At 62.1% G+C, this 25,907-nt stretch carries 24 protein-coding genes; 13 read left to right on the top strand and 11 right to left on the bottom strand.

All coding sequences use genetic code 11. From position 1 onward, the window contains the following. Positions 1 to 69 precede the first annotated feature (69 nt). From gltB to NAP1_RS13670, 4 genes are all read left to right on the top strand, one after another. Positions 70 to 4,710 (top strand): glutamate synthase large subunit, encoded by a 4,641-nt coding sequence (gene gltB, locus NAP1_RS13685; RefSeq protein WP_040465073.1) that lies wholly within the window; start codon positions 70 to 72, stop codon positions 4,708 to 4,710. A gap of 12 nt (positions 4,711 to 4,722) precedes the next feature. Further along, positions 4,723 to 6,159: a glutamate synthase subunit beta gene (locus NAP1_RS13680; RefSeq protein WP_007165912.1), complete on the top strand. Its 1,437-nt coding sequence runs from the start codon at positions 4,723 to 4,725 to the stop codon at positions 6,157 to 6,159. A gap of 164 nt (positions 6,160 to 6,323) precedes the next feature. Further along, positions 6,324 to 7,661: a carbohydrate porin gene (locus NAP1_RS13675; protein WP_007165911.1), complete on the top strand. Its 1,338-nt coding sequence runs from the start codon at positions 6,324 to 6,326 to the stop codon at positions 7,659 to 7,661. Positions 7,662 to 7,725: 64 nt separating this feature from the next. Further along, positions 7,726 to 8,004 (top strand): hypothetical protein, encoded by a 279-nt coding sequence (locus tag NAP1_RS13670; RefSeq protein ID WP_007165910.1) that lies wholly within the window; start codon positions 7,726 to 7,728, stop codon positions 8,002 to 8,004. On the opposite strand, the gene NAP1_RS13665 is transcribed toward NAP1_RS13670, so the two are convergent. Together NAP1_RS13665 and ung are read right to left on the bottom strand one after the other, a co-directional pair. Continuing rightward, positions 8,001 to 8,336, bottom strand: coding sequence for a TraR/DksA C4-type zinc finger protein (locus NAP1_RS13665; protein WP_007165909.1), 336 nt, complete (start codon positions 8,334 to 8,336; stop codon positions 8,001 to 8,003). The two genes, NAP1_RS13670 and NAP1_RS13665, sit on opposite strands and share 4 nt — an antisense overlap. Further along, positions 8,333 to 9,019: a uracil-DNA glycosylase gene (ung, locus tag NAP1_RS13660; protein ID WP_007165908.1), complete on the bottom strand. Its 687-nt coding sequence runs from the start codon at positions 9,017 to 9,019 to the stop codon at positions 8,333 to 8,335. The genes NAP1_RS13665 and ung overlap by 4 nt, the downstream gene beginning before the upstream one ends. An 84-nt stretch (positions 9,020 to 9,103) precedes the next feature. On the opposite strand from ung, the gene NAP1_RS13655 reads away from it, so the two are divergent. Genes NAP1_RS13655 through NAP1_RS13645 form a run of 3 tightly spaced genes read left to right on the top strand, consistent with a single transcriptional unit; the run spans position 9,104 to position 10,970 of the window. Beyond that, the gene (locus tag NAP1_RS13655) at positions 9,104 to 9,739 is read left to right on the top strand and encodes a ribonuclease D (protein ID WP_040465072.1); all 636 of its coding nucleotides are present in this window, start codon (positions 9,104 to 9,106) and stop codon (positions 9,737 to 9,739) included. A 9-nt stretch (positions 9,740 to 9,748) separates the two neighbouring features. Beyond that, positions 9,749 to 10,414 carry a hypothetical protein gene (locus NAP1_RS13650; protein ID WP_007165906.1) on the top strand — a complete coding sequence of 222 codons (666 nt, stop codon included), beginning with the start codon at positions 9,749 to 9,751 and terminating at the stop codon, positions 10,412 to 10,414. Between the two features lie 4 nt (positions 10,415 to 10,418). Further along, positions 10,419 to 10,970 (top strand): LptA/OstA family protein, encoded by a 552-nt coding sequence (locus NAP1_RS13645; RefSeq protein WP_007165905.1) that lies wholly within the window; start codon positions 10,419 to 10,421, stop codon positions 10,968 to 10,970. 120 nt (positions 10,971 to 11,090) lie between these two features. On the opposite strand, the gene NAP1_RS13640 is transcribed toward NAP1_RS13645, so the two are convergent. The 5 genes from NAP1_RS13640 to NAP1_RS13620 form a co-directional block, all read right to left on the bottom strand. Next, positions 11,091 to 12,494: an exopolysaccharide biosynthesis polyprenyl glycosylphosphotransferase gene (locus tag NAP1_RS13640; protein WP_007165904.1), complete on the bottom strand. Its 1,404-nt coding sequence runs from the start codon at positions 12,492 to 12,494 to the stop codon at positions 11,091 to 11,093. A 116-nt stretch (positions 12,495 to 12,610) separates the two neighbouring features. After that, complete coding sequence (holA, locus tag NAP1_RS13635) at positions 12,611 to 13,651, bottom strand: DNA polymerase III subunit delta (RefSeq protein WP_007165903.1); 1,041 nt, start codon at positions 13,649 to 13,651, stop codon at positions 12,611 to 12,613. Positions 13,652 to 13,670: 19 nt separating this feature from the next. Further along, the gene (gene lptE, locus NAP1_RS13630; RefSeq protein ID WP_007165902.1) at positions 13,671 to 14,189 is read right to left on the bottom strand and encodes an LPS assembly lipoprotein LptE; all 519 of its coding nucleotides are present in this window, start codon (positions 14,187 to 14,189) and stop codon (positions 13,671 to 13,673) included. Beyond that, complete coding sequence (gene leuS, locus NAP1_RS13625; protein ID WP_007165901.1) at positions 14,189 to 16,696, bottom strand: leucine--tRNA ligase; 2,508 nt, start codon at positions 16,694 to 16,696, stop codon at positions 14,189 to 14,191. Before leuS ends, lptE begins: the two co-directional genes overlap by 1 nt. A 42-nt stretch (positions 16,697 to 16,738) precedes the next feature. Continuing rightward, complete coding sequence (locus NAP1_RS13620; RefSeq protein ID WP_007165900.1) at positions 16,739 to 17,191, bottom strand: DUF3576 domain-containing protein; 453 nt, start codon at positions 17,189 to 17,191, stop codon at positions 16,739 to 16,741. A 427-nt stretch (positions 17,192 to 17,618) separates the two neighbouring features. On the opposite strand from NAP1_RS13620, the gene NAP1_RS13615 reads away from it, so the two are divergent. Further along, positions 17,619 to 18,404, top strand: a complete 786-nt coding sequence (locus NAP1_RS13615; RefSeq protein WP_007165899.1) for a hypothetical protein — start codon at positions 17,619 to 17,621, stop codon at positions 18,402 to 18,404. 137 nt (positions 18,405 to 18,541) lie between these two features. Beyond that, positions 18,542 to 19,264 carry an acetoacetyl-CoA reductase gene (phbB, locus tag NAP1_RS13610; protein WP_007165898.1) on the top strand — a complete coding sequence of 241 codons (723 nt, stop codon included), beginning with the start codon at positions 18,542 to 18,544 and terminating at the stop codon, positions 19,262 to 19,264. 146 nt (positions 19,265 to 19,410) lie between these two features. On the opposite strand, the gene NAP1_RS13605 is transcribed toward phbB, so the two are convergent. Then, a complete protein-coding gene (locus NAP1_RS13605; RefSeq protein ID WP_007165897.1) occupies positions 19,411 to 19,704 on the bottom strand; it encodes a hypothetical protein in 294 nt (97 codons plus the stop codon). Positions 19,705 to 20,197: 493 nt separating this feature from the next. Between NAP1_RS13605 and NAP1_RS13595 the strand changes: the two genes are divergently transcribed. The 3 genes from NAP1_RS13595 to NAP1_RS13585 all read left to right on the top strand — a co-directional run bounded on the left by NAP1_RS13595 (position 20,198) and on the right by NAP1_RS13585 (position 21,413). Continuing rightward, positions 20,198 to 20,842: a PilZ domain-containing protein gene (locus tag NAP1_RS13595; RefSeq protein WP_007165895.1), complete on the top strand. Its 645-nt coding sequence runs from the start codon at positions 20,198 to 20,200 to the stop codon at positions 20,840 to 20,842. Positions 20,843 to 20,949: 107 nt separating this feature from the next. After that, the gene (locus NAP1_RS13590) at positions 20,950 to 21,168 is read left to right on the top strand and encodes a DUF2805 domain-containing protein (protein ID WP_007165894.1); all 219 of its coding nucleotides are present in this window, start codon (positions 20,950 to 20,952) and stop codon (positions 21,166 to 21,168) included. Continuing rightward, positions 21,165 to 21,413 (top strand): ribbon-helix-helix domain-containing protein, encoded by a 249-nt coding sequence (locus tag NAP1_RS13585; RefSeq protein WP_007165893.1) that lies wholly within the window; start codon positions 21,165 to 21,167, stop codon positions 21,411 to 21,413. The genes NAP1_RS13590 and NAP1_RS13585 overlap by 4 nt, the downstream gene beginning before the upstream one ends. Positions 21,414 to 21,427: 14 nt before the next feature. Here NAP1_RS13585 and NAP1_RS13580 read toward each other — a convergent pair whose 3' ends face one another. Beyond that, positions 21,428 to 21,655, bottom strand: coding sequence for a hypothetical protein (locus tag NAP1_RS13580; protein WP_007165892.1), 228 nt, complete (start codon positions 21,653 to 21,655; stop codon positions 21,428 to 21,430). A gap of 75 nt (positions 21,656 to 21,730) precedes the next feature. Continuing rightward, positions 21,731 to 23,014, bottom strand: coding sequence for a UDP-N-acetylglucosamine 1-carboxyvinyltransferase (murA, locus tag NAP1_RS13575; protein ID WP_007165891.1), 1,284 nt, complete (start codon positions 23,012 to 23,014; stop codon positions 21,731 to 21,733). A 149-nt stretch (positions 23,015 to 23,163) separates the two neighbouring features. Here murA and galU point away from each other — a divergent pair, with 149 nt between their 5' ends. Then, entirely contained in the window at positions 23,164 to 24,042 is an 879-nt protein-coding gene (gene galU, locus NAP1_RS13570) for a UTP--glucose-1-phosphate uridylyltransferase GalU (protein WP_007165890.1), read from the top strand. A 61-nt stretch (positions 24,043 to 24,103) separates the two neighbouring features. Here the strand turns inward: galU and NAP1_RS13565 are convergent, their stop codons facing one another. Continuing rightward, positions 24,104 to 25,861 (bottom strand): flotillin family protein, encoded by a 1,758-nt coding sequence (locus tag NAP1_RS13565; protein ID WP_007165889.1) that lies wholly within the window; start codon positions 25,859 to 25,861, stop codon positions 24,104 to 24,106. Between the last annotated feature and the right edge of the window lie 46 nt (positions 25,862 to 25,907).

Below are 25,907 nucleotides of genomic sequence, written 5' to 3'. Positions count from 1 at the left end.
AGATCGAATATGCGAACCCTTCGGGATCGCCGCGGTATCGACATCTGACAGAACGGAAAGCTTGCCATGGTGGGTCAACCCGCTCCCCAGGGTCTCTACGACCCGCGAAACGAACACGACGCCTGCGGTGTGGGCATGGTCGCTCATATCAAGGGTGAGCGTAGCCACTCGATCGTCGAGCAATCGCTCGAGATTCTCGAGAAGCTCGACCATCGCGGTGCAGTTGGGGCGGACCCGCTTCTGGGAGATGGCGCTGGCCTCTTGATGCAGATCCCGCACGCGCTGATTCAGCGCTGGGCAGACGAACATGGGCACGAGCTTCCCGAACCCGGCGACTATGCCGTCGCGATGAGCTTTATGCCGAAGGACGAGGTCGCGCGAGGCTTCGTTGCAGATCGTTTCGAAAAGCTGCTCGCCAAGGAAGGTCAGCGTCTCATCGGCTGGCGCGATGTGCCAACCACGCTTGATGGGCTTGGCGATGCGGTGATTGCGTCGATGCCCGTGATCCAGCAGGCTATTATCGCCAAGGGTGATAGCACGCCCGATCAGGACGCGTTTGAGCGCAAGCTCCTCGCGATCCGCAAGCAGACGCTCAATCCGCTCGCAAAACTGGCTGAAAAGCACGGACTTCCGGGTCTCACCGAAACCTACATGCCCTCCGTGTCGACCCGCACGATTGTTTATAAGGGCCTGCTGCTCGCAACGCAGGTGCAGAGCTTTTACGACGATTTGCGCGACCCCGAATGCGTCAGCGCTTTCGGCCTCGTGCACCAGCGTTTCAGCACCAACACCTTCCCGAGCTGGCGGCTTGCCCACCCGTTCCGCTTCATCGCTCACAATGGTGAGATCAACACGGTTCGCGGTAACGTGAACTGGATGAATGCGCGCCGCCGCACGATGGAAAGCGACCTGCTCGGCCCCGATCTCGACAAGATGTGGCCGCTGATCCCACACGGGCAATCGGATACGGCCTGTCTGGACAACGCGCTCGAATTGCTGATCGCGGGCGGATACAGCCTCGCACATGCCATGATGATGCTCATCCCCGAGGCGTGGAACAAGCATGAGCTGATGGCGCCCGAACTGCGCGCCTTCTACGAATATCACGCTGCCCTGATGGAGCCATGGGATGGGCCCGCCGCGGTCTGCTTCACCGATGGCCGGCAGATCGGTGCAACACTCGACCGCAACGGCCTTCGTCCCGCTCGCTTCTGCGTTACCAAGGACGACATCGTGTGCCTCGCGTCCGAAAGCGGAGTGCTGCCCTTTGCCGAAGAGGACATCGTTCGCAAATGGCGGCTCCAGCCGGGCAAGATGCTCCTGATCGACCTCGAACAGGGTCGCATCATCGAGGATGATGAACTTAAGGCGGAACTTGCGGGGGCCGAACCCTACACCGAATGGCTCGACCAGGCGCAGGTCCGCCTCGACGACATCAGCGAGATCGAGCCCGAACTATCCGAGCTCGCCGAAGAGCACACCACCCTGCTCCAGCGCCAGCAGGCGTTTGGCTACACGCAGGAAGATATTGCGCGGTTCCTCGAGCCGATGGCGGTGAAGGGGGATGATCCAGTCGGTTCGATGGGCACCGATACGCCGATTGCGGTTCTCTCGAACAAGGCGCGGCTGCTCTACGACTATTTCAAGCAGAACTTCGCGCAGGTCACCAACCCGCCGATCGACCCGATCCGCGAAGAGCTGGTGATGAGCCTGCTCTCCATGATTGGCCCGCGCCCGAACCTGCTCGGCCATGATGCGGGTACGCACAAGCGGCTTGAGGTCGATCAACCGATCCTGACGAATGATGACCTTGCCAAGATCCGCTCCGTCGAAGCCGTAATGGATGGCGCTTTCCGCTGCGAGACAATCGACATTACCTGGGACGCCGAGGCAGGCGTCGAGGGGATCGAACTCGCGATCAGGGAAATGTGCTGGGCCGCGACCGAGGCGGTGCTTCAGGATCACAACATCCTGGTGCTGTCAGACCGCGCGCAGGACGAGGGCCGCGTTCCGATGCCGGCGCTGCTCGCCACCGCAGCGGTGCACCATCACCTCGTCCGGCAGGGACTGCGCATGCAGACCGGGCTCGTCGTCGAAACCGGCGAAGCGCGCGAAGTGCATCATTTCTGTGTGCTCGCCGGATATGGCGCCGAAGCAATCAATCCTTACGTGGCGTTCGAGACGCTAGAAGACATTCGCCGCCGCAAGCATCCGGGCGCGACAACCGATGCAGTGCAGCAGAACTACATCAAGGCGGTCGGCAAGGGCATCCGCAAGGTCATGTCCAAGATGGGCATCTCGACCTACCAATCCTATTGCGGCGCGCAGATCTTTGACGCGGTGGGGCTGTCGAGCGCCTTCATCGACAAGTATTTCACCGGCACCGCCACGACCATCGAGGGCGTCGGGCTGGAGCAGGTCGCCGAAGAAGCGATCCGCCGCCACGCACAGGCCTATGGCGACAACCCGCTCTACAAGGGCATGCTCGATGTGGGCGGGATCTACCAATACCGCTTGCGCGGTGAGGAACACGCCTGGACCCCGCAAAACGTCGCGCAATTGCAGCACGCGGTTCGCGGCAATGTCTCCGAGCAATATCAGGAATTTGCGAAGTCGGTGAATGAGCAGAGCGAACGCCTGCTCACCATTCGCGGGCTTATGGAGTTCAAGACCGCTGACGAGCCGTTGCCGCTCGACGAAGTCGAACCGGCATCCGAGATCGTCAAGCGCTTCAGCACCGGCGCGATGAGCTTTGGCTCGATCAGCCACGAAGCGCACTCGACGCTGGCGGTTGCTATGAACCGTATCGGCGGGCGCTCGAACACAGGCGAAGGCGGGGAGGAACCCTTCCGCTTCACCCCGCTGGAAAACGGCGATTCCATGCGTAGCCGGATCAAGCAGGTTGCCTCTGGCCGCTTTGGCGTGACGACCGAATATCTCGCCAATTCCGACGACATCCAGATCAAGATGGCGCAGGGCGCGAAGCCCGGCGAAGGCGGTCAGCTGCCTGGCCACAAAGTCGACAAGCGCATCGGCGCTGTGCGTCACTCGACGCCGGGCGTGGGCCTCATCTCCCCGCCGCCGCACCACGACATCTACTCGATCGAAGACCTCGCGCAGCTGATTCACGACCTCAAGAACGTGAACAACGAAGCGCGCATTTCGGTGAAGCTCGTCTCCGAAGTGGGCGTGGGCACGGTTGCCGCTGGCGTGTCTAAGGCGCGTGCGGATCACGTCACCATCTCCGGCTACGATGGCGGAACGGGCGCATCACCGCTCACCAGCCTCACCCATGCCGGATCCCCTTGGGAAATCGGTCTTGCCGAGACGCAGCAGACGCTGCTCCTCAACGATCTTCGCTCGCGCATCGCGGTTCAGGTCGATGGCGGCCTTCGCACCGGACGCGACGTTGCCATCGGCGCGCTTTTGGGCGCGGACGAGTTTGGCTTTGCCACCGCCCCGCTGATCGCGGCTGGCTGCATTATGATGAGGAAGTGCCACCTCAACACCTGTCCGGTCGGCGTCGCGACGCAGGACCCGGTATTGCGAGCGCGCTTCACCGGTGAGCCTGAGCATGTGGTCAACTACATGTTCTTCGTCGCCGAGGAGCTTCGCGGCATCATGGCCGAAATGGGCTTCCGCACAGTCGAGGAAATGGTTGGCCGCGTCGACCGGCTCGACATGACGCGCATGCACCGTCACTGGAAAGCGCGCGGGATCAATCTTGAGCGCCTGCTTCACAAGCCGGAGCTCAAGGAAGGTGCACCGCTTCGCAACACCGAGGGGCAGGACCACGGACTTGGCGCGGCGATGGACAACGCGCTTATCGCCGATGCAACGGACGCTATCGAGGCGAAGACCCCGGTACAGCTCGACTATACTATCACCAATGTCCACCGCACGGTCGGCGCGATGCTGTCGGGCGCGATTGCCAAGGCGCATGGACACGAAGGCCTGCCCGCTGACACGATCCGCGTAAACCTCACAGGCGTTGCGGGACAGAGCTTCGGCGCATGGCTTGCGCATGGCGTGACGCTAGACCTTGTCGGCGATGCCAATGACTATGTCGGCAAGGGGCTGAGCGGTGGCCGGATCATCGTGCGCCAGCCCGACGGCGTTCCGCGCGAAAGCAGCGCCAACATCATCATTGGCAACACCGTGCTTTACGGCGCGATTGCGGGCGAGGCGTATTTCAATGGCGTCGCGGGCGAGCGCTTTGCCGTTCGCAATTCAGGCGCGATTGCCGTGGTCGAAGGCGCGGGCGATCACGCCTGCGAATACATGACCGGCGGCGTCGTGGTCGTGCTCGGCAAGACAGGCCGCAATTTCGCAGCCGGGATGAGCGGCGGCGTGGCCTATGTCTACGATCCCGACGGCGCGTTCAGCGCGCTCGTCAATCACGCACAGGTCGACCTGCTACCCGTAACGGCAGAGCGCGATGCCGAAGACGGAACCGGACGCCCGCAGCAGCGCGGCAGCTCGGTCCACGATTTCGGCATGGGCGACATGCTGCGCCACGATGGAGAGCGCCTGCGCATCCTCGTCGAACGCCACCAGCTGCACACGGGCAGCGCGGTTGCGAGCGAGCTGCTCGCCGACTGGGACAAGGCGCTGGGCGCTTTCGTGAAGGTCATGCCGCGCGACTACAAGCGCGCGCTCGAAGCGCTCGAGGCAGAGCGCGAGGAAGCCGCCAGCGTGGCAGCGGAATAAGGTCAGGAAAAGATGGGCAAGGACACCGGATTTCTCGAACTGGATCGGCGCGAGCGCGACTATCTCGCGCCCGAAGAACGGCTGAACAATTACCGCGAATTCGTGGTGCAGCCGAGCGACGACGTGCTCGCTGCGCAGGCCTCGCGCTGCATGGATTGCGGCATTCCCTATTGTCACAACGGCTGTCCGGTGAACAACTTGATCCCGGACTGGAATCACCTCGTTTACGAACAGGACTGGCGAAACGCGCTCGACCTGCTGCATTCGACCAACAATTTCCCCGAGTTCACCGGCCGGATCTGCCCTGCGCCGTGCGAGGCAAGCTGCACGCTCAACATCGTCGACCAGCCTGTCACGATCAAAAGCATCGAATGCGCGATTGTCGATCGCGGATGGCAAGAAGGCTGGGTCACTCCGCAAGTGCCCGAGAAGAAGACCGGCAAGTCGGTCGCAGTCGTCGGCTCCGGCCCTGCCGGCATGGCCTGCGCGCAGCAGCTTGCGCGCGCGGGGCACTCGGTTACCTTGTTCGAGAAGAGCGATCGGATTGGCGGCCTGCTGCGTTACGGCATTCCCGACTTCAAGATGGAAAAGCACCTCATCAATCGCCGCTGCGTTCAGATGGAGGCCGAGGGTGTGACCTTCAAAACGTCCAAGGAAGTGGGCGTCGACATCTCGTTCAAGAACTTGCAGGAAAACTTCGAGGCGGTCGTGCTTGCAGGCGGCTCCGAAGATGCGCGTCAGCTTGCCATCCCGGGCGCGGAGATGCCGGGCGTGCGCCTCGCAATGGAATTCCTCACCCAACAGAACAAGCGCAACGCGGGCGACGACGAACAGCGCGCAGCCCCGCGCGGAACGCTCAAGGCGACCGGCAAGCATGTCGTCGTAATCGGCGGCGGCGACACCGGCTCGGACTGTGTGGGTACGTCCAACCGCCAGGGCGCGGCCTCTGTCACCCAGCTTGAAATCATGCCCAAGCCCCCTGAAAAGGAAGACAAGGCGCTGACCTGGCCCGACTGGCCGTTGAAGCTGCGCACTTCCTCCAGCCACGAGGAAGGCGTCGAACGCGACTGGGCGGTTCTCACCAAGCGCGTCGTGGGCGATGGCGTAGCCGTCACAGGCCTCGAATGTGCCCGCGTGGAGTGGGTTGATGGCCAGATGCGCGAGATCGTCGGCAGCGAATTCACGCTCAAGGCCGACCTGATCCTGCTCGCCATGGGCTTTGTCGGGCCGAAGAAGGCAGGCCTGCTCGAACAGGCGGGTGTCGATCTCACGGACCGCGGCAACGTGGGCGCCAACACCGAAAACTACCGCACCAATGTCGAGAACGTCTTCGCCTGCGGAGACATGCGCCGTGGTCAAAGTCTTGTCGTATGGGCCATCCGCGAGGGCCGCCAGGCAGCCCGCGCAGTGGACGAGGCGCTGATGGGCGCGAGTGAATTGCCCCGGTAAATCAGCGACTTCTTAACCAAACACGAAAGCCACAAGCGCGGATAAATCGTGCATTGCGGTTGAACCTGTCTTGACCGCCTGTGGTGGCGGTGGTTTGCCTCTCTCCCGTGCAAGGGAGCGAAGGCGCGCTGATAATGCGCCTGCAGGAGAGGATAAGGGTCGTCATGATTTCACGCAGCCGCCGCGCTGGCGCGCTAGGATTCGCAGCAAGTGCATTCGCCCTTGCCGCCGCAAACCCTGCCTTGGCCGAAACAAGCGAAGTCGAACTTACGACCGAGACCTTCGAACTCGCGGCAAGCGGCAAGGCTTCGCCCGACCTGCTTGAGATCGACGAGACGGTCGAGCTCGCCCCGCAGACCGGCCCTGCAACTCCTGTGGCTGCTCCGCCCTCCCGCCCGGCTCCCAAGCCGGTCGATCTTCGCGTGGTCGCCTCGCAATTCGTCGACGTGCCCGTGGCAGGCGATGCGCGCAGCCTTGCCCGCTATTCGGGCCGGGTCGATGGATATCTCGAGGTGCGCGGCAGCTATTATGGCGGCCCATCGAACCTCAAGCTCAAGATCCGCCCCGAATACACCTGGGGCAAGACGTCGAATGGCGAGATCGGACTGATTCCGAACAACACCGCGCTGTTCCGGCCCGAGAGCAAGGGCGACTTCGACCTTTCGGCCAGCCTCGAATATCAATGGCCATCGGGCGCGACTTTCGAGATCGGCAAGATGAACGTGCTCGATATCTCCGGCGCGCTGCCGATCGTTGCGAGTGACGGTCACTACGGGTTCCAGAACCTTGGCATCGCGCTGCCGCCGACCGCTGTCGTGCCCAACACGCTGACCGGCGCAATGCTGACCGTGCCCAAGGGCAAGATGATCTACCGCGCATGGGTGTTCGACCCCGACAGCCAGTACCAACGCACCGGTTTCGAGACCGCTTTCGAAAGTGGCATCGCTTTCATGGTCGCAGCCGCGCGCCGCACCACTATCAACCGCTTGCCTGGGATCGTGAACCTCGCGATCGTCGGCTCGACGCGGGACAGCTTCGCGCAGGACATCCTGCCGCGCGCGCTCACCCCGCCGCCGCAGCCTTTCGGCACGTTTGGCAACGAGAGCGGCGAAGTGGCGATGCAGCTGTCGTTCTACCAGTTCCTCAAGATGCACCCGCAGGCGCGCGGCAAGGGCTGGGGCATCCTCGCCCGCTTCCAGGCCTCAAACGGCGATCCGACCTTCCTCGACTATTCGGGCTATTTCGGCATCTCGGGCAACCCCGGCTACCGCCCGCAGGACCGCTTCGGCATCGCCTATTTCCACTATTCGCTCACCGACGAGCTGGTCGACGACATCGCCTTCCGCCTGCCGATCGAGGACGAAAACGGGGTCGAGGCTTTCTACACATACCAGTTTGCCGAAGGGCTCGGCCTCACCGCAAACGTGCAGGTGGTCGACAGCGCGGTTGCGTTCCGCGACACCGGGGTGATTGTCGGCGCTAGGCTGACCGCGGGGTTTTAATGTAGGCCTTGATGCGAGCGGCGGGGCACATAATGCTCCGGCGACCCACCAGAAGGAGTTTCGGATGAGGCGCAGAAGGCTTGTCCAGTTTGGCCTGATCGCAGCGGCGGTGGTTGCCTTCCCGTTTGTCGCCCCTGTTGCCTGCACCCAGCCCGACCGCGCGCGAGAAGTGCTGGAGATACAAGGCTACTCCGACATTGAGATTTCAGGTTACGCCTATCTCGCATGCGGAAATGGCGACGTGTTTGCCACCGCGTTCGAAGCGACCAGCCCCTCGGGCCAGGCCGTTGAAGGGGCGGTGTGTTCGGGGATCTTCAAGGGCAATACGGTTCGGTTGGACTAGTCCACTCCGCTTGCACAACCCACGCATACCGCGACGCTGGGATCGTGCCTCAAACGCGCCTCCGCGATTTTCTCGCCGCAGCGCAGGCAATAGCCCCATTCGCCTTCATCCAATCTCGTCAGCGCAGCCGTGATCCGCGTGCGTTCCGCTGCGCGGCGGCGTTCCTGCGCTTGGGCCATTGCCTGTTGCTGCATCGCATCCATGCGTGAGAGGCGCCCGACGCTGTCCTGCTGAAGTTCGACCGTATCGCGAGAATCCGCGTTTGCAGCATCCTCGCGGACAAGCTGTTCGCGGCGTTCAAGCAAGGCAGCGCGGGCTTCGTCCTCGGTCATAGCGTCCAATCGATGCTGCCGCGGCCTTGGGCTTCGAGAAAGGCATTGGCCTGGCTGAACGGCTTGGAGCCAAAAAAGCCCGAATGCGCCGACAGCGGACTTGGGTGAGGCGAGGTCAGCACGAGGTGATGATCGCCCGTGCCAAGCCCCTTGACCCGGCCCGCTTTCTTGCGCGCATGGCTGCCCCACAGGACGAAAACTGTTGGCTCGCCGCTCGTCGCAACGGCCTCGACAGCCGCATCGGTGATCGCATCCCAGCCGCGTCCCGCATGGCTGCCCGCCTGTCCCGCCTCGACCGTCAGCGTGTTGTTGAGGAGCAGCACGCCCTGCTTCGCCCACGGCATCAGGTTGCCGGTCGATGGCCGCGCGATGCCCAGATCGCTTTCAAGCTCCTTGAAGATATTGACCAGCGAAGGAGGCTGTTTGACCCCGTCCTGAACCGAAAAACTCAAGCCATGCGCTTGGTTTGGCCCGTGATAGGGATCCTGCCCGAGGATCACCACGCGCACTTGCGGCAGGGGCGTTGCGGCGAGCGCTGCCAGCCGTGACCCACGCGGTGGGTAGATCACCTTGCCCGCATCCTCTTCGGCGCGCAGCCACCCGCCCAAACGGCGCGCTTCGGGCGTCTGAAGCACCGGCTCAAGCGCCTCGCGCCAGCTGTCGGGTATCTCTTCGGAAGCCATCGAGCGCCATGACTACACCGCCCAGCCCTGCGCAGGCGAGAGTCCCCTTTCCCTCTATCCCCATTACGCGTAATGGCGGTGGCGATGACAGTCCATTTCCATGAAGAAGACCTGCCCGCAGGCGTGCTTGAAGGCACCGGCCCGCTCGCAGTCGACACCGAGACCATGGGTCTCATCACCCACCGCGACCGCCTCTGCGTCGTCCAGATCAGTGACGGATCAGGCGATGAGCACCTCGTGCGCTTTTCTCCGGGCAGCGATTACGAAGCGCCCAATCTCTCGGCGATCCTCGCTGATGAAAGCCGGGTGAAGCTTTATCACTTTGCACGCTTCGACCTGGCCGCGATCCAGTATTATCTCGGCGTTGTCGCAGCGCCCGTCTTCTGCACCAAGATCGCATCGAAGCTGGTGCGCACTTACACCGATCGTCATGGCCTGAAGAACCTCACCGACGAACTGCTCGGCGAAAGCATTTCGAAGCAACAGCAGAGCTCTGACTGGGGCGGGCCTGAGCTGAACGACGCGCAGCGTGAGTATGCGGCAAGCGACGTGCGCTACCTTCACCGACTGCGCGATGAGCTGATCGTGAGGCTCGAACGTGAAGGGCGCATGGAGATCGCGCAGGCTTGCTTCGACTTCCTCCCGACAAGAGCCGCGCTCGATATCGCAGGTTGGGACGGGCGCGACATATTCAGCCACAATGAAGGGTTCTACGCGTAAACAGCCGCCATGGTTATCAAGCGCCGCATCGAGACCAGTGAAGCCAAGGCGCTGCGTTCGCGGCGTCAGCACTTCGCGGCGCCCGGTGGCAACCATGACCGCTTGGTCGCCTTCCTCGCACGCGCGCTGCCTATGGGTGTCGGAGTGCTCGCCGCGCTGATGATCATCACGCCCCTGTCACCGCGCGGTGAAGTCAGCTTCCTGCTCGACCGCAACGCCGTCTCCGTCATCGACGAGCGGCTGAGCGTCGACAACGCCATGTACCGCGGGCGCGACAATCAGGGTCGCCCTTTCTCGATCACGGCGGGCGAAGCGGTTCAGCGTTCCAGCGCCGAGGGCAAAGTGCGTATGGACGACCTGATGGCGCAATTGCTGCTTCAGGATGGGCCAGCGCGCCTAATGGCTCCGGGCGGTGTTTACGATATCAACGAAGAAGTGGTTTCGGTCGACGGCGAGCTGCGCGTGCGCACCGCCGATGGCTATTCGATGACCGCAAGCGGCGTCGCCTTTGACCTCGAAACCCGCACGATGAGCGGCGAAGGCGGTGTCGAAGGGGCAGTCCCCGCTGGCACGTTTTCGGCAGACACCATGCAGGGCGACCTTGATGCGCGCACGATCATCCTTGATGGCAATGCGCGGCTTAGAATGGTGCCCGGTGAGTTACGGATGCCCTGATAGGATGACGGCAATGACGAAGAACCTCGGAAAAGTTGCGCTCAGCTGGGCCGTTGGCGGCCTTGCTCTCGGGCTGGTTGCCGCTGGTGGGATGACGCTTTCCGCGCAAGGCATCGCCTCGCACAACACCCGCGCGCCGGTATCATTCGATGCCGGGAACATCGCGTTTGATGACCGCGCGAACCGGGTGGTTCTGACCGGCGGCGTGACCGTCGATCAGGCGGGCCTTCGTGTCCGGTCTCAGCGCATGCTCGCGAGCTACACCGATGACGGATCGCTCGACGTTCAGCGCATTACTGCAAACGGCAACGTCGTGGTCACGCGCGGCAATGAGCGCGCAAGCGGCGATGTCGCGGTCTACGACTTCAACCGCCGGATCATCACCATGGCCGGTAATGTGAGCCTTCGCCGCGGAACCGACACGCTCAATGGCGGGCGTCTGGTCATCAACCTCGACACCGGGCTTTCAACGATGGACGGACGCGCCAGCGGTGCGCAGACCACCACGAACAGCGATGGCCGCGTAACCGGCACCTTTACAGTGCCGCAAGACTGATATGGTTGGCGCGTGAGCATCGGTCGCGCAAGCGACCGCAAGGCCGACTGGCCGCCCGCAGCGACGCGGCCGTAAGGCCGTATGAGCGAGGACATCGCACGCCGGATGGCGTGCGGAATGTCAAAACGCGTTATCATGCCTCAGCACGAAGATCGTGCGCCAGACGATCTCGATATCGCGCCTGAGTGACCAGCCGGAGATGTACTCCAGATCCGACTGAAGCCGGTCGGTGAGGTCTTTCTCCTGCGCCGTCGCGCCCCTGTGGCCACGCACTTGTGCAAGGCCGGTGAGGCCGGGCTTGAGACAGTGACGCCGCCAATATTGCGCGTCGACTTCCCAGAAAAGCTTGTTCCCCGCCTGACTTCCCAGCGCATGGGGACGCGGGCCGACTATTGCCATGTCGCCGCGCAGCACGTTGATGATCTGCGGCAGCTCGTCGATGCTCGTGCGGCGGATGAAGGCGCCGATCTTTGTCACCCGGTCATCGTCGCGCGCGGTCGAGCGGTCGCCATTAGCATCGTTCTGCTCGACCTTCATCGAGCGGAACTTGAGCATGTTGAAGAACTGGTTCCCGCGCCCCAGCCTGCGCTGCACGAACAGCACCGGACCGCCATCCTCAAGCTTGATCCGGGCGGCGATGAACAGCAGCAGCGGCGAAAGGACAACCAAGGCTCCTCCGGCCAGCACGATGTCAAAGAGGCGCTTCGATATACGCGAACGCAGCGCCAGCGGTCCGGTCGAAATCACCAGCGTTGTCCGGTCCTGCACCTCGTATCGATGCACCCCGATCGCGCCGAGCGAGTGAGCAGGCTCACTCACCACTTCGCCATAAACGCCCGAGGATTTGAGAAGAAACGCCCATGCCTCGCGCCGCTCCTGCGGTGTCGAGACCACGACCTTGTCCTGGTTCTGCAAGAGCTTGCCAAGGCGGTCGAGCATGAAGGGATCGTGGCTGGTCGGGTCGAGTTCGAACTCGGCCGATGTGATGCGCAGCGAATTGTCGAGGTCGAAGCTTGGTCCGCCATCGTCAATGATCAGGCGATTGGAGGTACGCCCGCCCCAGAAACGTTCGATCACGACCGGCACGAGGCGCCTCAGCCCGACTACGGTGACGACAGAGAGCATGAAGCCAAGCGTGACCGAGACGCGCGAAAACTCGGCGTTCGACTTGGTGTAGAACGCGACGAAGTTAAGCAGCGCGGCAGAGATCACCAGCGCGGTAAGCGCCTGGCGGCTGGCGAACATCCAATCGTCGAGCGCGCGCCCGCCATAGGTCTGGTTATACAGCGCGATAGTAAAATAAACCGGCAGCAAGGTCTGCGCTGCCAGCATGTTCTGCGCTCTCCACCAATAGCCTTCGTAGAGCAGGCCGGCGCTTGCAAAGGCAAGGTTGATCAGCACTGCATCGAACAGCATCAGGAGGACGTAAGCGCGCAGCCGACGCTTCTCGAGCGACGGCGCGATGGCGCGCAGATTTGTGTCGGATGAACCGCCGTCGACGAGCGGTCCGGAAAGCTTATTCATCGTCCCTCACGCGCTTCCCTTAGGAAACACCCCTAACTTGCACCCCGACCCCTATAGGACATTTACGCAGAAATGCTTATTTTTTGCGAGTGCGAAATGCCGGGTGTCCGGATTTGCTACCCTTTAGCCGCAAAGCGAGCGATCTCTGCAAGGTCCTGGGCAAGCAGGAGTTCAGCGGCCTGACTGTTCGCAAGCAGGCTCTGATGAAGCGCGATCAGGCGCGGGACAAGCCGTTCGAGCTTGGCGGTTCGCCAACGCGTAACCTGTTGACGAATATCGCGTTCTTCCTTCCAGAAGATGCCAAGCCGCGCCTTTTCGCCGCGGTCGAGGTTTTCAAAACTGCCGCGTGGACCAAGGCGCGCAGCGATCTGCGCCAATTGCGCAGCACGCCTTTCGAGAGCGAGCAAAAGTCCCACGGGATTGAGCCCCAATTCCTTCATGCGCTTTAACTCGACCGCCAGCTTTCCAAGCTCTCCGCCCAGAACAGCGTTAACGATTGGGGCGAATCCGTCCTCTTCGGTCGACGCGCCGATCTCCCCGTAATCCTCGACCGAGGCGGTCTTTGGGCTTTGCGAGGAAGCGTCGAGATAAAGCGCGAGCTTGTCCACTTCGGACTGTGCCAGCCGCACATCGAGACCCGCCGCGCGCGCAATGCGTTCGGCAAGGTCCCCGCCCAGCCTGAGCCCCGCCCCATCGGCCATGGAGCGAACCGAAGCCGCCACGCTTGAAAGGTCGGGCGGGTAGAACATCGTCACCAGCGCATCGGGCCGCTTTTCAAGCAGCTTTGCGGTGCGCGACTTGTCGGTTGCGCTGGTCGCGACGACCAGGACGGGCGCCGCATCGCCTCCGCCGACGTCAGCGGTTTCGATCAGGGCCTTGAGCGCATCATGCGCCTCGTCGCCGGTTGCGCGCACGAGGATGTGGCGCTTGTCTCCGAAGAGCGATCCCGAACGCGCCTCATCGCCCAGCTTGGCCGGGTCTCGCTTGAGGTCGCCGCCCGACAGCTCGATCCGTTCGCCCGCATCGGGAAGCGCCTCAATGACCTTGGTTGCGGCTGCGGAGGCCCCCGCTTCGTCGGGTCCGCAGAAGAAGAATATCGAAGCCTGCTGCGCGGTTCTGGGAAGTCCGCGCGCGAATTCGGAATGTTTGGCCTTCATGCGCGATCCGCCCCTCGCGCTACTGCGTGCCCAATGTTTGCTCTTGCTCGCGCCTTTGTTCACGCAGGGCAAGCGCGATGCGGCGCGTCATGCGATCGGCGACGTCGCGGGCAAGCAATTCGAGCGCGCGCTGTTCTGCGGCGATGGTGGCGTATTCGGAGGACACCACGTCGATACCCGCATCCGAACCTGCGGTCGCATCGAGGAGAATCTCTCCGGTCGCCAGATCGACCAGCTGATATCGCGCGCGAAGGATGCGGCGCTCGCGGCTGATCGTGTCATCGTTGAGAACACCGAGCGCTTCGAGCGCGTCGTCGAGCCTGACGTCTAGGCGATAGCGAGGGCTCGCATCGCCCGCAGCGCCAAGCCGCTCCTGAAGCGCGTTGCGCACCAGCCACCCGTCGCGCCCCGGAATCGCGGGCACATCGACCGCGGCCAGACCTTGCGCAATGCTGCTCGACGCGCCGCCGCCATACATCGGCTGCAAGCCGCAGGCCGAAAGCGCGAGGAGCGCTGCCAAGGCGAGCGAGCCGCGCATCACGTTACGATATTCACCAGCCTGTCGGGCACCACGATCACCTTTCGCACTTGCGCGCCATCAAGCGAACGCTGGACCTTCTCGCTCGCGAGCGCAAGCGCTTCGAGGTCCTCTTTCGACGCTCCCTTGGGCGCAGTCAGCGTGTCGCGCAGCTTGCCCTTGTGCTGGATCGCGATGGTGACTTCGTCTTCGACCAGCATCGCCGGGTCGTGCTCGGGCCATGCGGCATCGGCGAGCAGGCCATCGGCGCCAAGCTTGGCGTAAGCTTCCTCGGCAAGGTGCGGCATCATCGGCGCAATCAGGTGCAAGATGGTCCGGATCGCGAAGTTGCGGCTCTCGCTCGGCGCAGCCTTTTCGGCCGCTCCGGTGAGTTCGTAAATGCGCGCAACCGCTTTGTTGAAGCTGAGCGCCTCGATGTCTTCGGCCACTGCGACAATAGCCTGATGGGCTTTGCGGGCGAGTGATTTGTCTTCGCCGGTCGCGCTCTCGTCGATCTGGTCGAACAGGCGCCACAGACGCTGGACGAAGCGCCAGCAGCCCTCGATCCCCGCTTCGGACCACGGAAGGTCGCGTTCGGGCGGGCTGTCGGAGAGCATGAACCAGCGCACCGCATCCGCGCCGTACTCGTCGATGATGTTGTCGGGGTCGACGACGTTCTTCTTCGACTTCGACATCTTGACGACGCGGCCGCGTTCGACCTCTTCGCCGCCATCGAGCGAGAAGGCCTTCTCACCTTCGATGCGCACTTCGGCGGGCGAGAGCCAGCCGCGATCAGCCAGACGGTAAGTCTCGTGCGTCACCATGCCCTGCGTGAACAGCGAGGCGAAGGGTTCCTTCACATCAAGCTTGCCGATGTGGGCGAGCGCGCGGGTCCAGAAGCGGGCGTAGAGCAGGTGCAGGATCGCGTGCTCGATACCGCCGATATAGTGCTGCACCGGCATCCACTTGGCGATCTCTTCGGGATCGAAAGGCGCGTCGGCAGGCTGCGAGGCGAAACGCAGGAAGTACCAGCTGGAATTGGTGAAGGTGTCGAGCGTGTCGGTCTCGCGGGTCGCCTTGCCGCCGCATTTGGGGCAATCGACATGCTTCCAAGTCGCGTGACGCTCAAGCGGGTTGCCGGGTGTCTCGAAGTCGACATCCTCGGGCAGCTTGACCGGCAGCTGGTCCTTGGGAACGGGCACGATGCCGCACTCATCGCAATGGATGAAGGGGATCGGAGTGCCCCAGTAACGCTGGCGCGAAATGCCCCAGTCGCGCAGGCGCCACACCGTCGTGCCCTTGCCCCAGTCGCCCTCTTCGGCGCGGCGGATAACTTCGGCCTTGGCGTCTTCGACGGATTGTCCATCGAGAAAGTCGGAGTTGACGATCACGCCATCGCCGCTCTCGGCCTCGTTGCCCATCGGCGCGTCGGCTTCGCTCGCATCGCGCGCAACGACGCGCTGGATCGGCAGTTCGTACTTGGTCGCGAATTCGAAGTCGCGCTGGTCATGGCCGGGAACGCCCATGACCGCGCCGGTGCCGTAATCCATCAGCACGAAGTTCGCGATGAACAAAGGCATCGCTTCGCCGGTGAAGGGGTGGCGCGCGGTGATTTCAGTGCGATAGCCGAGCTTTTCAGCGGTCTCGAGAGCAGCTGCGGTGGTTCCGCCGCGCTTGCACTCTTCGATGAAGGCGGCGACCTCAGGATCGCCGGCAAGTCCTTGCGCAACCGGATGGTCGGCAGCGACCGCGACGAAGCTGGCGCCGAAGATTGTATCGGGACGAGTCGTATAGACCGGCAGCTTCTCTCCATTCGACAGGTCGAACGAAAATTCGAGGCCCGACGACTTACCGATCCAGTTTTCCTGCATCAGTTTTACCTTGTCAGGCCAATCCTCAAGCTCATCGAGGCCGTCAAGCAATCCTTGCGCAAAGTCGGTAATTTTCAGAAACCATTGATCGAGCTTGCGCTTTTCGACCTCTGCGCCCGATCGCCAGCCCTTGCCGTCGATCACCTGCTCGTTCGCCAGAACGGTCATGTCGACCGGGTCCCAATTGACCTCAGATGAGCGGCGATAGACGAGCCCGGCTTCGTACATGTCGAGGAACAGTGCTTGTTCGTGGCCGTAATATTCGGCGTCGCAGGTCGCGAACTCGCGGGTCCAGTCGAGCGCGAAACCGATACGCTTCAGCTGCGCTTTCATCGCCTCGATATTGGCGTAGGTCCATTCGCCCGGATGGACCTTCTTTTCCATCGCGGCGTTTTCAGCCGGCATCCCGAAAGCATCCCAGCCCATCGGGTGGAGCACCTCGAAACCGCGCATCGCCTTGTAGCGCGCGAGCACGTCGCCCATCGTGTAGTTGCGCACGTGGCCCATGTGGATGCGCCCCGAGGGATAGGGGAACATCTCGAGGATGTAGCTCTTGGGCTTGTCGCTGTCGGAGTTGGCCGTGAAGGTCCCGGCCTTCTCCCACGCAGCTTGCCAGCGCCCGTCGGCAGTGGACGGATCGAATCGAGTGTCAGTCATGAAAAACCGCTAGCGCGCCCTCGGTAGGGCGCAAGGCTTGAATTAGCCGGCGAGCGCTTTGCGGCGCAGGTCGCGAGCCTTGGTGAGGATGATATCCTCAAGCTTCTGGACGGTCGCGGCCTGAACCGGCGCATCGACCCAGCCCGCACCTTCAGCAACCTGGCGGCTGGCCGAAACGCGAAGCGCATCAGCGCGCAGATCCTGGTCGAGGATGGTCACGGTGACCTTCACGCGCTCATTCGGGTTCGACGGGTTTGCATACCAGTCGGTCACGATCACGCCGCCCTGGCTGTCAGCCGAAGCGAGCGGTGCAAAGCTCAGCGTCTCGAGCGCGCCGCGCCAGAGATAGGCGTTGACCCCGATCGTGTTCAATTGCGCTGCGGCAAGTTCGGTGCGGGGACGTTCGCTGCCACCGCATGCTGCAAGCAGGCCAAGTGCGCCGACAGCTGCGGTGAGACGGATGGATGTGGCAGTAATGGAAGTACGGCGTGTCACTGGAAAAACATGTCCCTCATTTGGCGTGGCGATTGCTCTATACCCGGCACTCGCTTGCGGCAAGGCCTCACTCTGGGCACTAAGTTGGGAGAGGCAGGTTTGGCGTCTCGCGCTGTATCCCGGCTGAACCGTTCATGCGCGCGACTCGCAGGCGATTCGGCAGCTGTGTGCAAAAGAGTCTGTGTGCTGGGCGCAACAGGTCTTGCGCTAAGCGGAGCAGAAATCACCGAAATGATTGCACAATTGGCTGTCACACACCTATCAAGAACTGTCATAAATTGGATGTACCAATAGCGAGTCGGCGACTGCTCAGCGCAAGTTAAGGCTCGATCTGGTTGAAGATTTTTCAGAACTGCCGGGATCAATCCGGCAGGACGAACGTAGAATAGTCGAACGTAAACAGAGTCATACGCAAGCAAGGCTGACAATGGCACGCAAGGACACAAAGACAGCGACGAAGCAGCCCCGGCTGCCGCTGCTTGGCGTGGCCGGTGCACTTCTGTTGGCGCTGCCCAGCGCAGGGCTTGCGGTTGTGAGCTTCTCCGGTGGGGAAGCCGGTGTGCGCGCAAGTGCCTTCGACGTCTTCACCCCTGCTTCGGTCGATCCTGAACTGGCCGCCCGCGTTGCACAGAAAGCGCGCGAACGCGGCATTCGCTTCACTCCGGTCGGCGTGAATACCGGCGACAGCGAACGCACCGTAACGGTGGCCGTGCGCGTCGACGACGAAACCGCACGCGCGATTTCGGTCCGCCCGCCTAGCGAAGGGTCGCCGGGCCTTGGCAAGGGCATCGCCGGTCTCCAGACCAGCCGCTTCAATCTCGGCACCGCGCGTGGTTATCAGAGCTTTGCTCGTACGCCCGCTCCTGCGGCTCCCGTATCGGGTCGTCAGCCTGCACTGCGCGAAACGCTCAGCGATCTGCAGATGCCCGATCTTGCCGACTTCGCTCCATCGCAGCCGACCCGCGAAGACCGGCCCAGCCGCCTTCAGCCGCGGATCGAGCTTGGGGACGAAGCCATCGCTGGCCGTTCGCCCAACACGCTCGATGCAATCGGATCGCAGACGGTCGATGTCGGCGGCTCCTTCCGCCTTTCGCGCAATCTCGACGTGACCGCAGGTGTGCGCCTGTCACAGGAACGCGATCGCCTCGCGCCGCTGACGAATTCGGTTCAGGACAGCCAGGCAGTTTACGTGGGCACTCAGATCAAGTTCTGATCGCCCGGCGACTTACCGCCCCACACACTGGCCACCTAAGACATTGGTATGAAAGACCCTGCTTCGGCGGGGTTTTTTGTTGCCTGACGCTACGGCACCGCTAGGCTCGCGCGCAGACAAAATCAGGGAGTGGGATTATGGGCCGGGTAGCAATCGTCACCGGGGGAACGCGCGGTATCGGGGAGGCCATCTGCCAGCGCCTCAAGCGGCAGGGCCACACGGTCATCGCCAATTACGGGGGCAATGACGATGCCGCCGCCGCTTTCACGCAAGAAACCGGCATCCCCTCGATGAAATGGGACGTGGGCGATCACGAGGCCTGCCTCGAAGGCTGCGCCAAGGTCGCCGAAGAGCATGGCGACGTCGACATTGTCATCAACAATGCCGGCATCACCCGCGACGGCACGCTTCACAAGATGAGCTTCGAGGACTGGAACGACGTCATGCGCGTCAATCTCGGTGGCTGCTTCAACATGGCGAAAGCGACCTTTCCCGGCATGCGCGAGAGGAAATGGGGCCGCATCGTCAATATCGGCTCGATCAACGGGCAGGCGGGCCAGTACGGCCAAGTCAACTACGCCGCCGCCAAGTCGGGCATTCACGGCTTTACCAAAGCGCTCGCACAGGAAGGCGCCAAGTTCGGCGTCACCGTCAACGCCATCGCGCCGGGCTATATCGACACTGACATGGTCGCCGCCGTGCCCGAGCCGGTGCTTGAAAAGATCGTCGCCAAGATACCGGTCGGCCGCCTCGGCCAGGCAGAGGAGATCGCACGCGGCGTCGCCTTCTTCACCAGCAAGAACGGCGCGTTCATGACCGGCTCGACCATGAGCATCAATGGTGGCCAGCACATGTATTGATCTAAAGTACGGCACAGCCTGATTTGCGGAAGGATGGCACCGACATTTTTTAGCGTAGGCGCCTCAGGGCTTTGCCGGTGCGAACAATCTTTCATGTTTCGAAAACCCAGTGGAACAGATCATACCCAAGCTCGAGAGTTTGGTTGTTATTCCTCTCGTACAGGTCCACCTTGTTCGCCTCGATAGTTCAGGGTGAAACGGCGCAGCATCGCAGTGGCCATCTCCAAGTTCCCCCAAGCTTTCCGAACTTGCGCCGATGCGAACGAATCATCGGTGTCCAAAGCCTTCTCCAATTCTCTTCGTGCATCTTCGAGAATATCGAGGATATCGTCCAATTCCTCGTCAACCGGCCTCAGTCTTTTTGGCTTCCTTCCGCCACCACCGAACAAATACTCTTCGATAGCCTTTATTCGTCTCTCAATATCTGACTCCGACGTCATCAAATAACTCCCCCCACCCTGAGGACCGAATACGCCACACCGACGGCGCACACGATAGCACACCAACCCAAACTGACCGAGGCAGAAACTATCTTTACGGCGAGAAGGGCAAATACTGCGATCATAATACCACCTGCCGCTATGATAAGTTGGTGAGCTTCCACCCTACCGGAGCTTTCGATCAAGACTACGATACCCAATAGCAATATTGAGAGGCTGAAAGGTGCCGGTGCCCAGAAATATCTTTGCGCAGCATTTTTTGCCGACTCAGCGCGCTTCTTTTTCCGCGCGTTTTCCAGACTTACGAATATTCCTCCAAAGGATTTCTTCAGCTTCTTGGTATCGATAGCTCTTTGGCTTCCTACCACTTACCGTCCCCTGCTACGATTGATTTTCAGCCTATTAGCAGATTATTAAGTATCCTCAGCTAGCTTCACTTAGGAATAGTTACGATTCCGCTCGGAATTTTAACCACTCACCCAAGGATGCAAGCGTGGAACACGGTAAGCAGGCATGGTCGGGAGAAGAAGCGAGGGCCGCAAAGCGCGCCTCCTTGCTGCTTCGCCGTGCCAAGCTGGTTTGCCAGTCGGGCGAGTATCTGTGCCTTATTCGCGATGTGTCTTCACTGGGCGTGGGGCTTGGCTTTGCTCACCCCGTCCCGCCCGAAAAGCGCACGCTGCTGCAGCTGTCCAATGACCTGACCTACCCGGTCGAGCGTGTCTGGACCGGTCAGCGCCAGGCGGGCTACCAGTTCGGCGGCGAGATCACGGTCGAAGAATTCCTGCGCGAACAATCGCCTCATCCCTCGCGCCCGCTTCGCCTTAACATGACCGGCAATGTCCGCATTCAGGACGCGCGCCAGCGCATCGATGCGCGGTTGGTGGACCTTTCCTGCGAAGGAGCGAAAGTGGCGAGCCAAGCCGAACTTAAGCTCGGGCGGCTCATCACATTCGAGCTCGACGGGCTGCCTGCCCAGCTTGCTCAGGTTCGCTGGAACGAGAATGGCCGATACGGCATCCAGTTTCAGCATGCGATCGACACCGAAGAACTGGCGCGCTGCGCGCTTCACCTTCAGCCGTTCGACAAGACCCGCTCAAGCGGCTTTTCAAAGCTCCTGCGCAAGGCCCGCGCTGCCTGAATACGCTGACACTGGTTTGGTTCGCATCATCGGTGCATAAATTCCTGCGCCGTGCACGTATTTGGCTTAGTCTCTCTTTTCCAATTTTTGCGAAGTCAGCCAAGCCGATGCCCAGCCAATCCCGCTCCCTTTCCGAAGCCCAGCAAAGCGCCGTTGTCGAAATGGCGCTGAGTGATCATGTGCGCTTTTCGCAAATCGAAGATCAGTTCGGTTTGGGAGAGAAGGACGTGAAGGCGTTGATGCGTTCCCGGCTTAAGCCGGGAAGCTATCGCGCATGGCGCAAGCGCGTTCGCACCTTTTCCGACCGGCGCGAGAATTACAAGTGAGCGGCGACGAACCTCAGGACCTGCACTATCACCCGCCGGTCAAACGCTCGGTCGCGATTGCCGGACACAAGACATCGATCAGTCTGGAGCCCTTGTTCTGGGACATGCTCAAGGAGGCGGCTGAGCGCGAAACCATGCCGCTCAGCGCCCTTGTCGCAAAGATCGATGCCGAGCGGATCGCGTCAGCCACGCCGCCCGGCCTCGCTAGCGCGATCAGGGTGTGGCTGGTGACGAACGCGCCATAAGGCGCGCGCCGCTTCTAGTACTTCGCGGTAGCATCGCTCGCTGGATAGGTCGCATCGAGCGCTTCGTCCTGCTTGGTCATCGTGTCGCCCTTTGTGCCGGTCGCCTCTGCGCCAGCGTTGCGAAACGCGCCATTGGGTTCACCGTCAGCGAAGGCAACGCCGTTCTCGTCGACCTTTGACTTCTGGTAGAGCTTGTAGCCGGCAAAGCCGACCGCGCCGAGGACTGCGAGTTGTACGAGCATGGGAGTTCTCCAATTGAGTGTTCACTCAAATGAAGTCGCAGCCGCTCCGGAAAGTTCCAATTCTAGCGCTTTCGATCAGTCGTCGCCGACGCGCTCGATGTCGGCGCCGACCAGCTGAAGCTTCTCTTCCAGCCGCTCATAACCGCGATCGAGGTGATAGATGCGCCGCACCTGCGTCTCACCTTCGGCGGCAAGCGCAGCGATGATGAGGCTCATCGACGCGCGAAGGTCAGTCGCCATGACTTCTGCGCCGGTAAGGTCGGCAGGTCCCTTGACGATTGCGGTGCGCCCCTCGGTCGAGATGTCCGCGCCCATGCGAGCCAGTTCAGGCACGTGCATGAAGCGGTTTTCGAAGATCGTTTCGGTAAGGACGCTCGTGCCCTCCGCCTTGCAGAGCAGGCTCATCAGCTGGGCCTGCATGTCGGTGGCAAGACCGGGGAACGGAGCGGTTGTCAAATCGACGGGCTTGAGTGCGCCGTTGGTCTTGATCGTCACGCCCTTGGCATCGTCCTCGACATGGATGCCGATCTTGCGAAGTGCGGCGAGCGAGGAAATCATGTCGCCGGCGCGAGCGCCTTCGAGCCGAACGTCTCCGCCCGTTATCGCGGCGGCGCAGGCATAGGAGCCTGCTTCGATCCGGTCGGGCATGACCTTGTAGGTCGCACCATTGAGCCGCTTTACTCCGTGGATCGTCAGGTCGGACGTACCGATCCCCTCGATCTCCGCGCCCATCGCGGTGAGCAGGTTGCAAAGATCGACGATCTCAGGCTCGCGCGCAGCACCGGTCAGGCGGCTCGTGCCGTTGGCGAGGACCGCCGCCATGAGCGCGTTCTCGGTCGCGCCGACGCTGACCACCGGAAAATCGAAATCGCCGCCGGGCAATCCGCCTTCGGGTGCAGAGGCTTTCACGTAACCCTGGGTGAGCTCAATCTCGGCGCCGAACGCTTCGAGCGCCTTGAGGTGGAGGTCGATCGGGCGGTTCCCGATCGCGCAGCCGCCCGGCATCGACACGGTCGCCTCACCCGTTCGCGCGAGCATCGGACCGAGCACGAGGATCGAGGCGCGCATTTTGCGCACCAGGTCATAGGGAGCAACGTTCGAGGTGATCCGCGAAGCTTCAAAAGTGACGACGCGGCCGAACTCTTCGGGCCGCTTGCCGTGGATCTCCGTCGAGACCCCGAACTGCGTCATCAAGTGCTGGAAGCCGTCGATATCGGCTAGCCGAGGGAGGTTGCGCAGCGTCAGAGGCTCTTCGGTCAACAGCGCACAGGGAATGAGCGTGAGAGCCGCGTTCTTCGCGCCGGAAATGGGAATTGTGCCCGACAGGCGATTGCCGCCCTTGATGATCAGTTTGTCCATGGCGCAGTTCCTTAGCGTAACGGGCGGTCTGCGCAACTGACCAGCAACTATTGGGCGCCAATGTCGGCCTTTCATTGACCTTGCAACTCGAGCAGGGCACGTGACCAACGACGCTTGAAACGCATCAAACGCAAGAGAGTTCATTTCCCATGTCGCAAAAGCCGATCAAGAAAGCAGTCTTTCCCGTTGCAGGGCTCGGCACCCGCTTCCTCCCCGCAACCAAGGCGATTCCGAAGGAATTGCTCCCGATCGTCGACCGCCCGCTGATCCAGTACGCAGTGGACGAAGCGCGCGAGGCGGGGATCGAGCAGATGATCTTCGTGACCGGGCGCGGCAAGACCGCGATCGTCGAGCATTTCGACGTCGCCTACGAACTCGAAGACACGATGAGCGAGCGTGGCAAGGACATGTCGGTGCTCGACCCCACGCGCGCGACGCCGGGCGACATCATCACCGTGCGCCAGCAGGTGCCGCTCGGTCTTGGCCACGCGATCTGGTGTGCGCGCGCTATCGTGGGCGATGAACCCTTCGCGATCTTCCTTCCAGACGAATTGATGATCGGTAAGAAAGGCGGCACGGGCTGTATGAAGCAAATGGTCGATGCCTATGAGAAGACCGGCGGCAACCTTATCAGCGTGCTCGAAGTGCCGATGGAAGAGGTCTCCAGCTACGGCGTCATTGCGCCGGGCGCGCAGAACGGGGCGCTGACCGAAGTCACGGGCCTGGTCGAGAAACCCCCGGTTGCCGAAGCCCCGTCGAACAAGATCGTCTCCGGCCGCTACATCCTCCAGCCTGAGGTGATGCGCGTTCTGGAGGATCAGGAAAAGGGCGCTGGCGGCGAGATCCAGCTGACCGACGCAATGGCGAAGATGATCGGCGATCAGCCGTTCCACGCAGTGACTTTCGACGGCAACCGCTACGATTGCGGTAGCAAGCTCGGGTTCGTCGAAGCGACGCTCGCACTGGCGCTCGAGCGCGAGGATATGGGCGGCGAAGTGCGCGCCATGGCGCAGAAACTTCTCGGATAGCGCAAACGAAACGGGGCCCACCACAAGGGGGCCCCGTCCGTTCGCCTCAGATCGGCAGTTCTTATTCGGCGGCGTCTTCCGCCTCTGCATCGTCGCCGCCAAGACGCTCTTCAGCCTCCTGAACCTGTTCTGCGACATCGGCCATGATCTGCGTCAGCGACTTGTCGTTGGCAGGTTGCTGCACGCCTTCAGCTGCGCCTTTTGCAAGGCCGCCGATGGACGAGCCGTCGAGCCCGAGCTCCTTCATCAGCCCGTCGAGCACCGGCGCCTGTGCGCGGTAGGCGAGGGCAGCTGATACCGCGTCGGTGGCAAGGTTGCCCGAACCGCCTCCACTTGCACCGCCAGCGCCCGATCCGTTCGATCCGCCGCCGCCATTGGTGAGCCCGTCGACCTGCACGATCTTGATGCTGTCGATCGCTTCCATCGGTTTCGCGCTTTCGCGAATCACCTCTGGCAGGACCTTGAGCAGCGCCAGTTTCGTCTGCAGGCTGATCTGGTCCATCGAGAGGATGTTCGCTGCCTCGTTGATGGCTTCCTGACCGGCTGCCTCGACCTCGAAGCGGATGCGGTCGGCTTCGGCGCGCAGCACCTCGGCGTCAGCCTCACCCTTGGCTTCGAGCCTTGCGGCTTCGGCGCGGTTGGTGGCTGCGTCCTTCTCGGCTTCGGCCTCGACCTTGATACCGATAGCGTCGCGTTCTGCCTGCTTGGCTGCCTCGATCAGTTCGATCTTCTTCTGACGCTCGGCAATCTCGCTTTCGCGGGACGTTGTGACCTGTTCTTCGGCGGCAACGGCTTTGGCGCGGGCCGCGTCTGCCTCTGCCTTGGCCTGGCTTTCCTCGCGCGACTTGTTCTGGACAGCGATCTGCTGTTCCTGACGGGCGATTTCGAGAGCGCGTTGCTGATCGATGCGGGCTTCCTCGACGAGGCGATCCGCCTCGATCTGCTGCGCGTCGACCTGCTTTTTCGCCTCGATCCGGGCAGCGTCGGCTTCGCGCTGGCGCTCTGCCTGTTCGCGGGCGATTTCAGACGTCTGCGAAGCCCTGCGTACCTCGACCTCACGCTCCTGCTGCAGGCGGGCATATTCAGTGTCACGCCCGATCTCGAACGAGCGCTGATCGGCCTCGAGGTTCTTCGTCTCCATCTGCACGCGCGTGTCCTGCTCGATATCGTTACGCAGCTTCTTGCGCGCCTCGATCTGTTCGGTGAGCTTGGTCAGACCCTCGGCATCAAACGCGTTATTGGCGTTGAAGTGCTCGATACTGGTCTGGTCGAGACCGGTGAGCGAGACCGATTCAAGCTCCAGCCCGTTCATCGCGAGATCGTTGGACGAGACCTGCTGCACCTTCTGAACGAAGTCGGCGCGCTGTTCGTGCAATTCGTTCATGCTCATCCCCGCCGCGACAGAGCGCAGCGCGTCGACGAATTTACCTTCGACAAGGTCTTTGAGCATTTCAGGCTGCATCGTGCGCATACCTAGCGTTTGCGCAGCCATCGCAATGGCGCCCGCATCGGGCCGAACGCGGACATAAAACTCCGCCTTCACGTCGATACGCAGACGGTCGAGCGTAATGAGCGCCTCACCATCACGGCGAACGACCGCAAGCACCAGCGTGTTCATGTTGACCGGCATTGTCTCGTGGAAGACCGGCAGCACCAGCGCGCCGCCATTCATCACGACTTTCTCACCGCCCACACCGGTTCGCACGAATGCGATTTCCTTCGATGCCCGGCGATAAAGGCTGGTGAGTACGACGAAGATGATGAGCAATACGAGAAAGCCGAGGCCAATCCAGATTGCAAGATCGAGTAAGTTTTCCATTTTCCCTCCTGTTTGGTGAACCGCGCTGGCTGTCGGGGAGCGCGCG

Origin of the sequence: Erythrobacter sp. NAP1, assembly GCF_000152865.1 — a bacterium.
Classification (GTDB): domain Bacteria; phylum Pseudomonadota; class Alphaproteobacteria; order Sphingomonadales; family Sphingomonadaceae; genus Erythrobacter.
The sequence above is the reverse complement of the archived record's forward strand: the minus strand, read 5'-3'. Positions and strand labels throughout refer to the sequence as shown.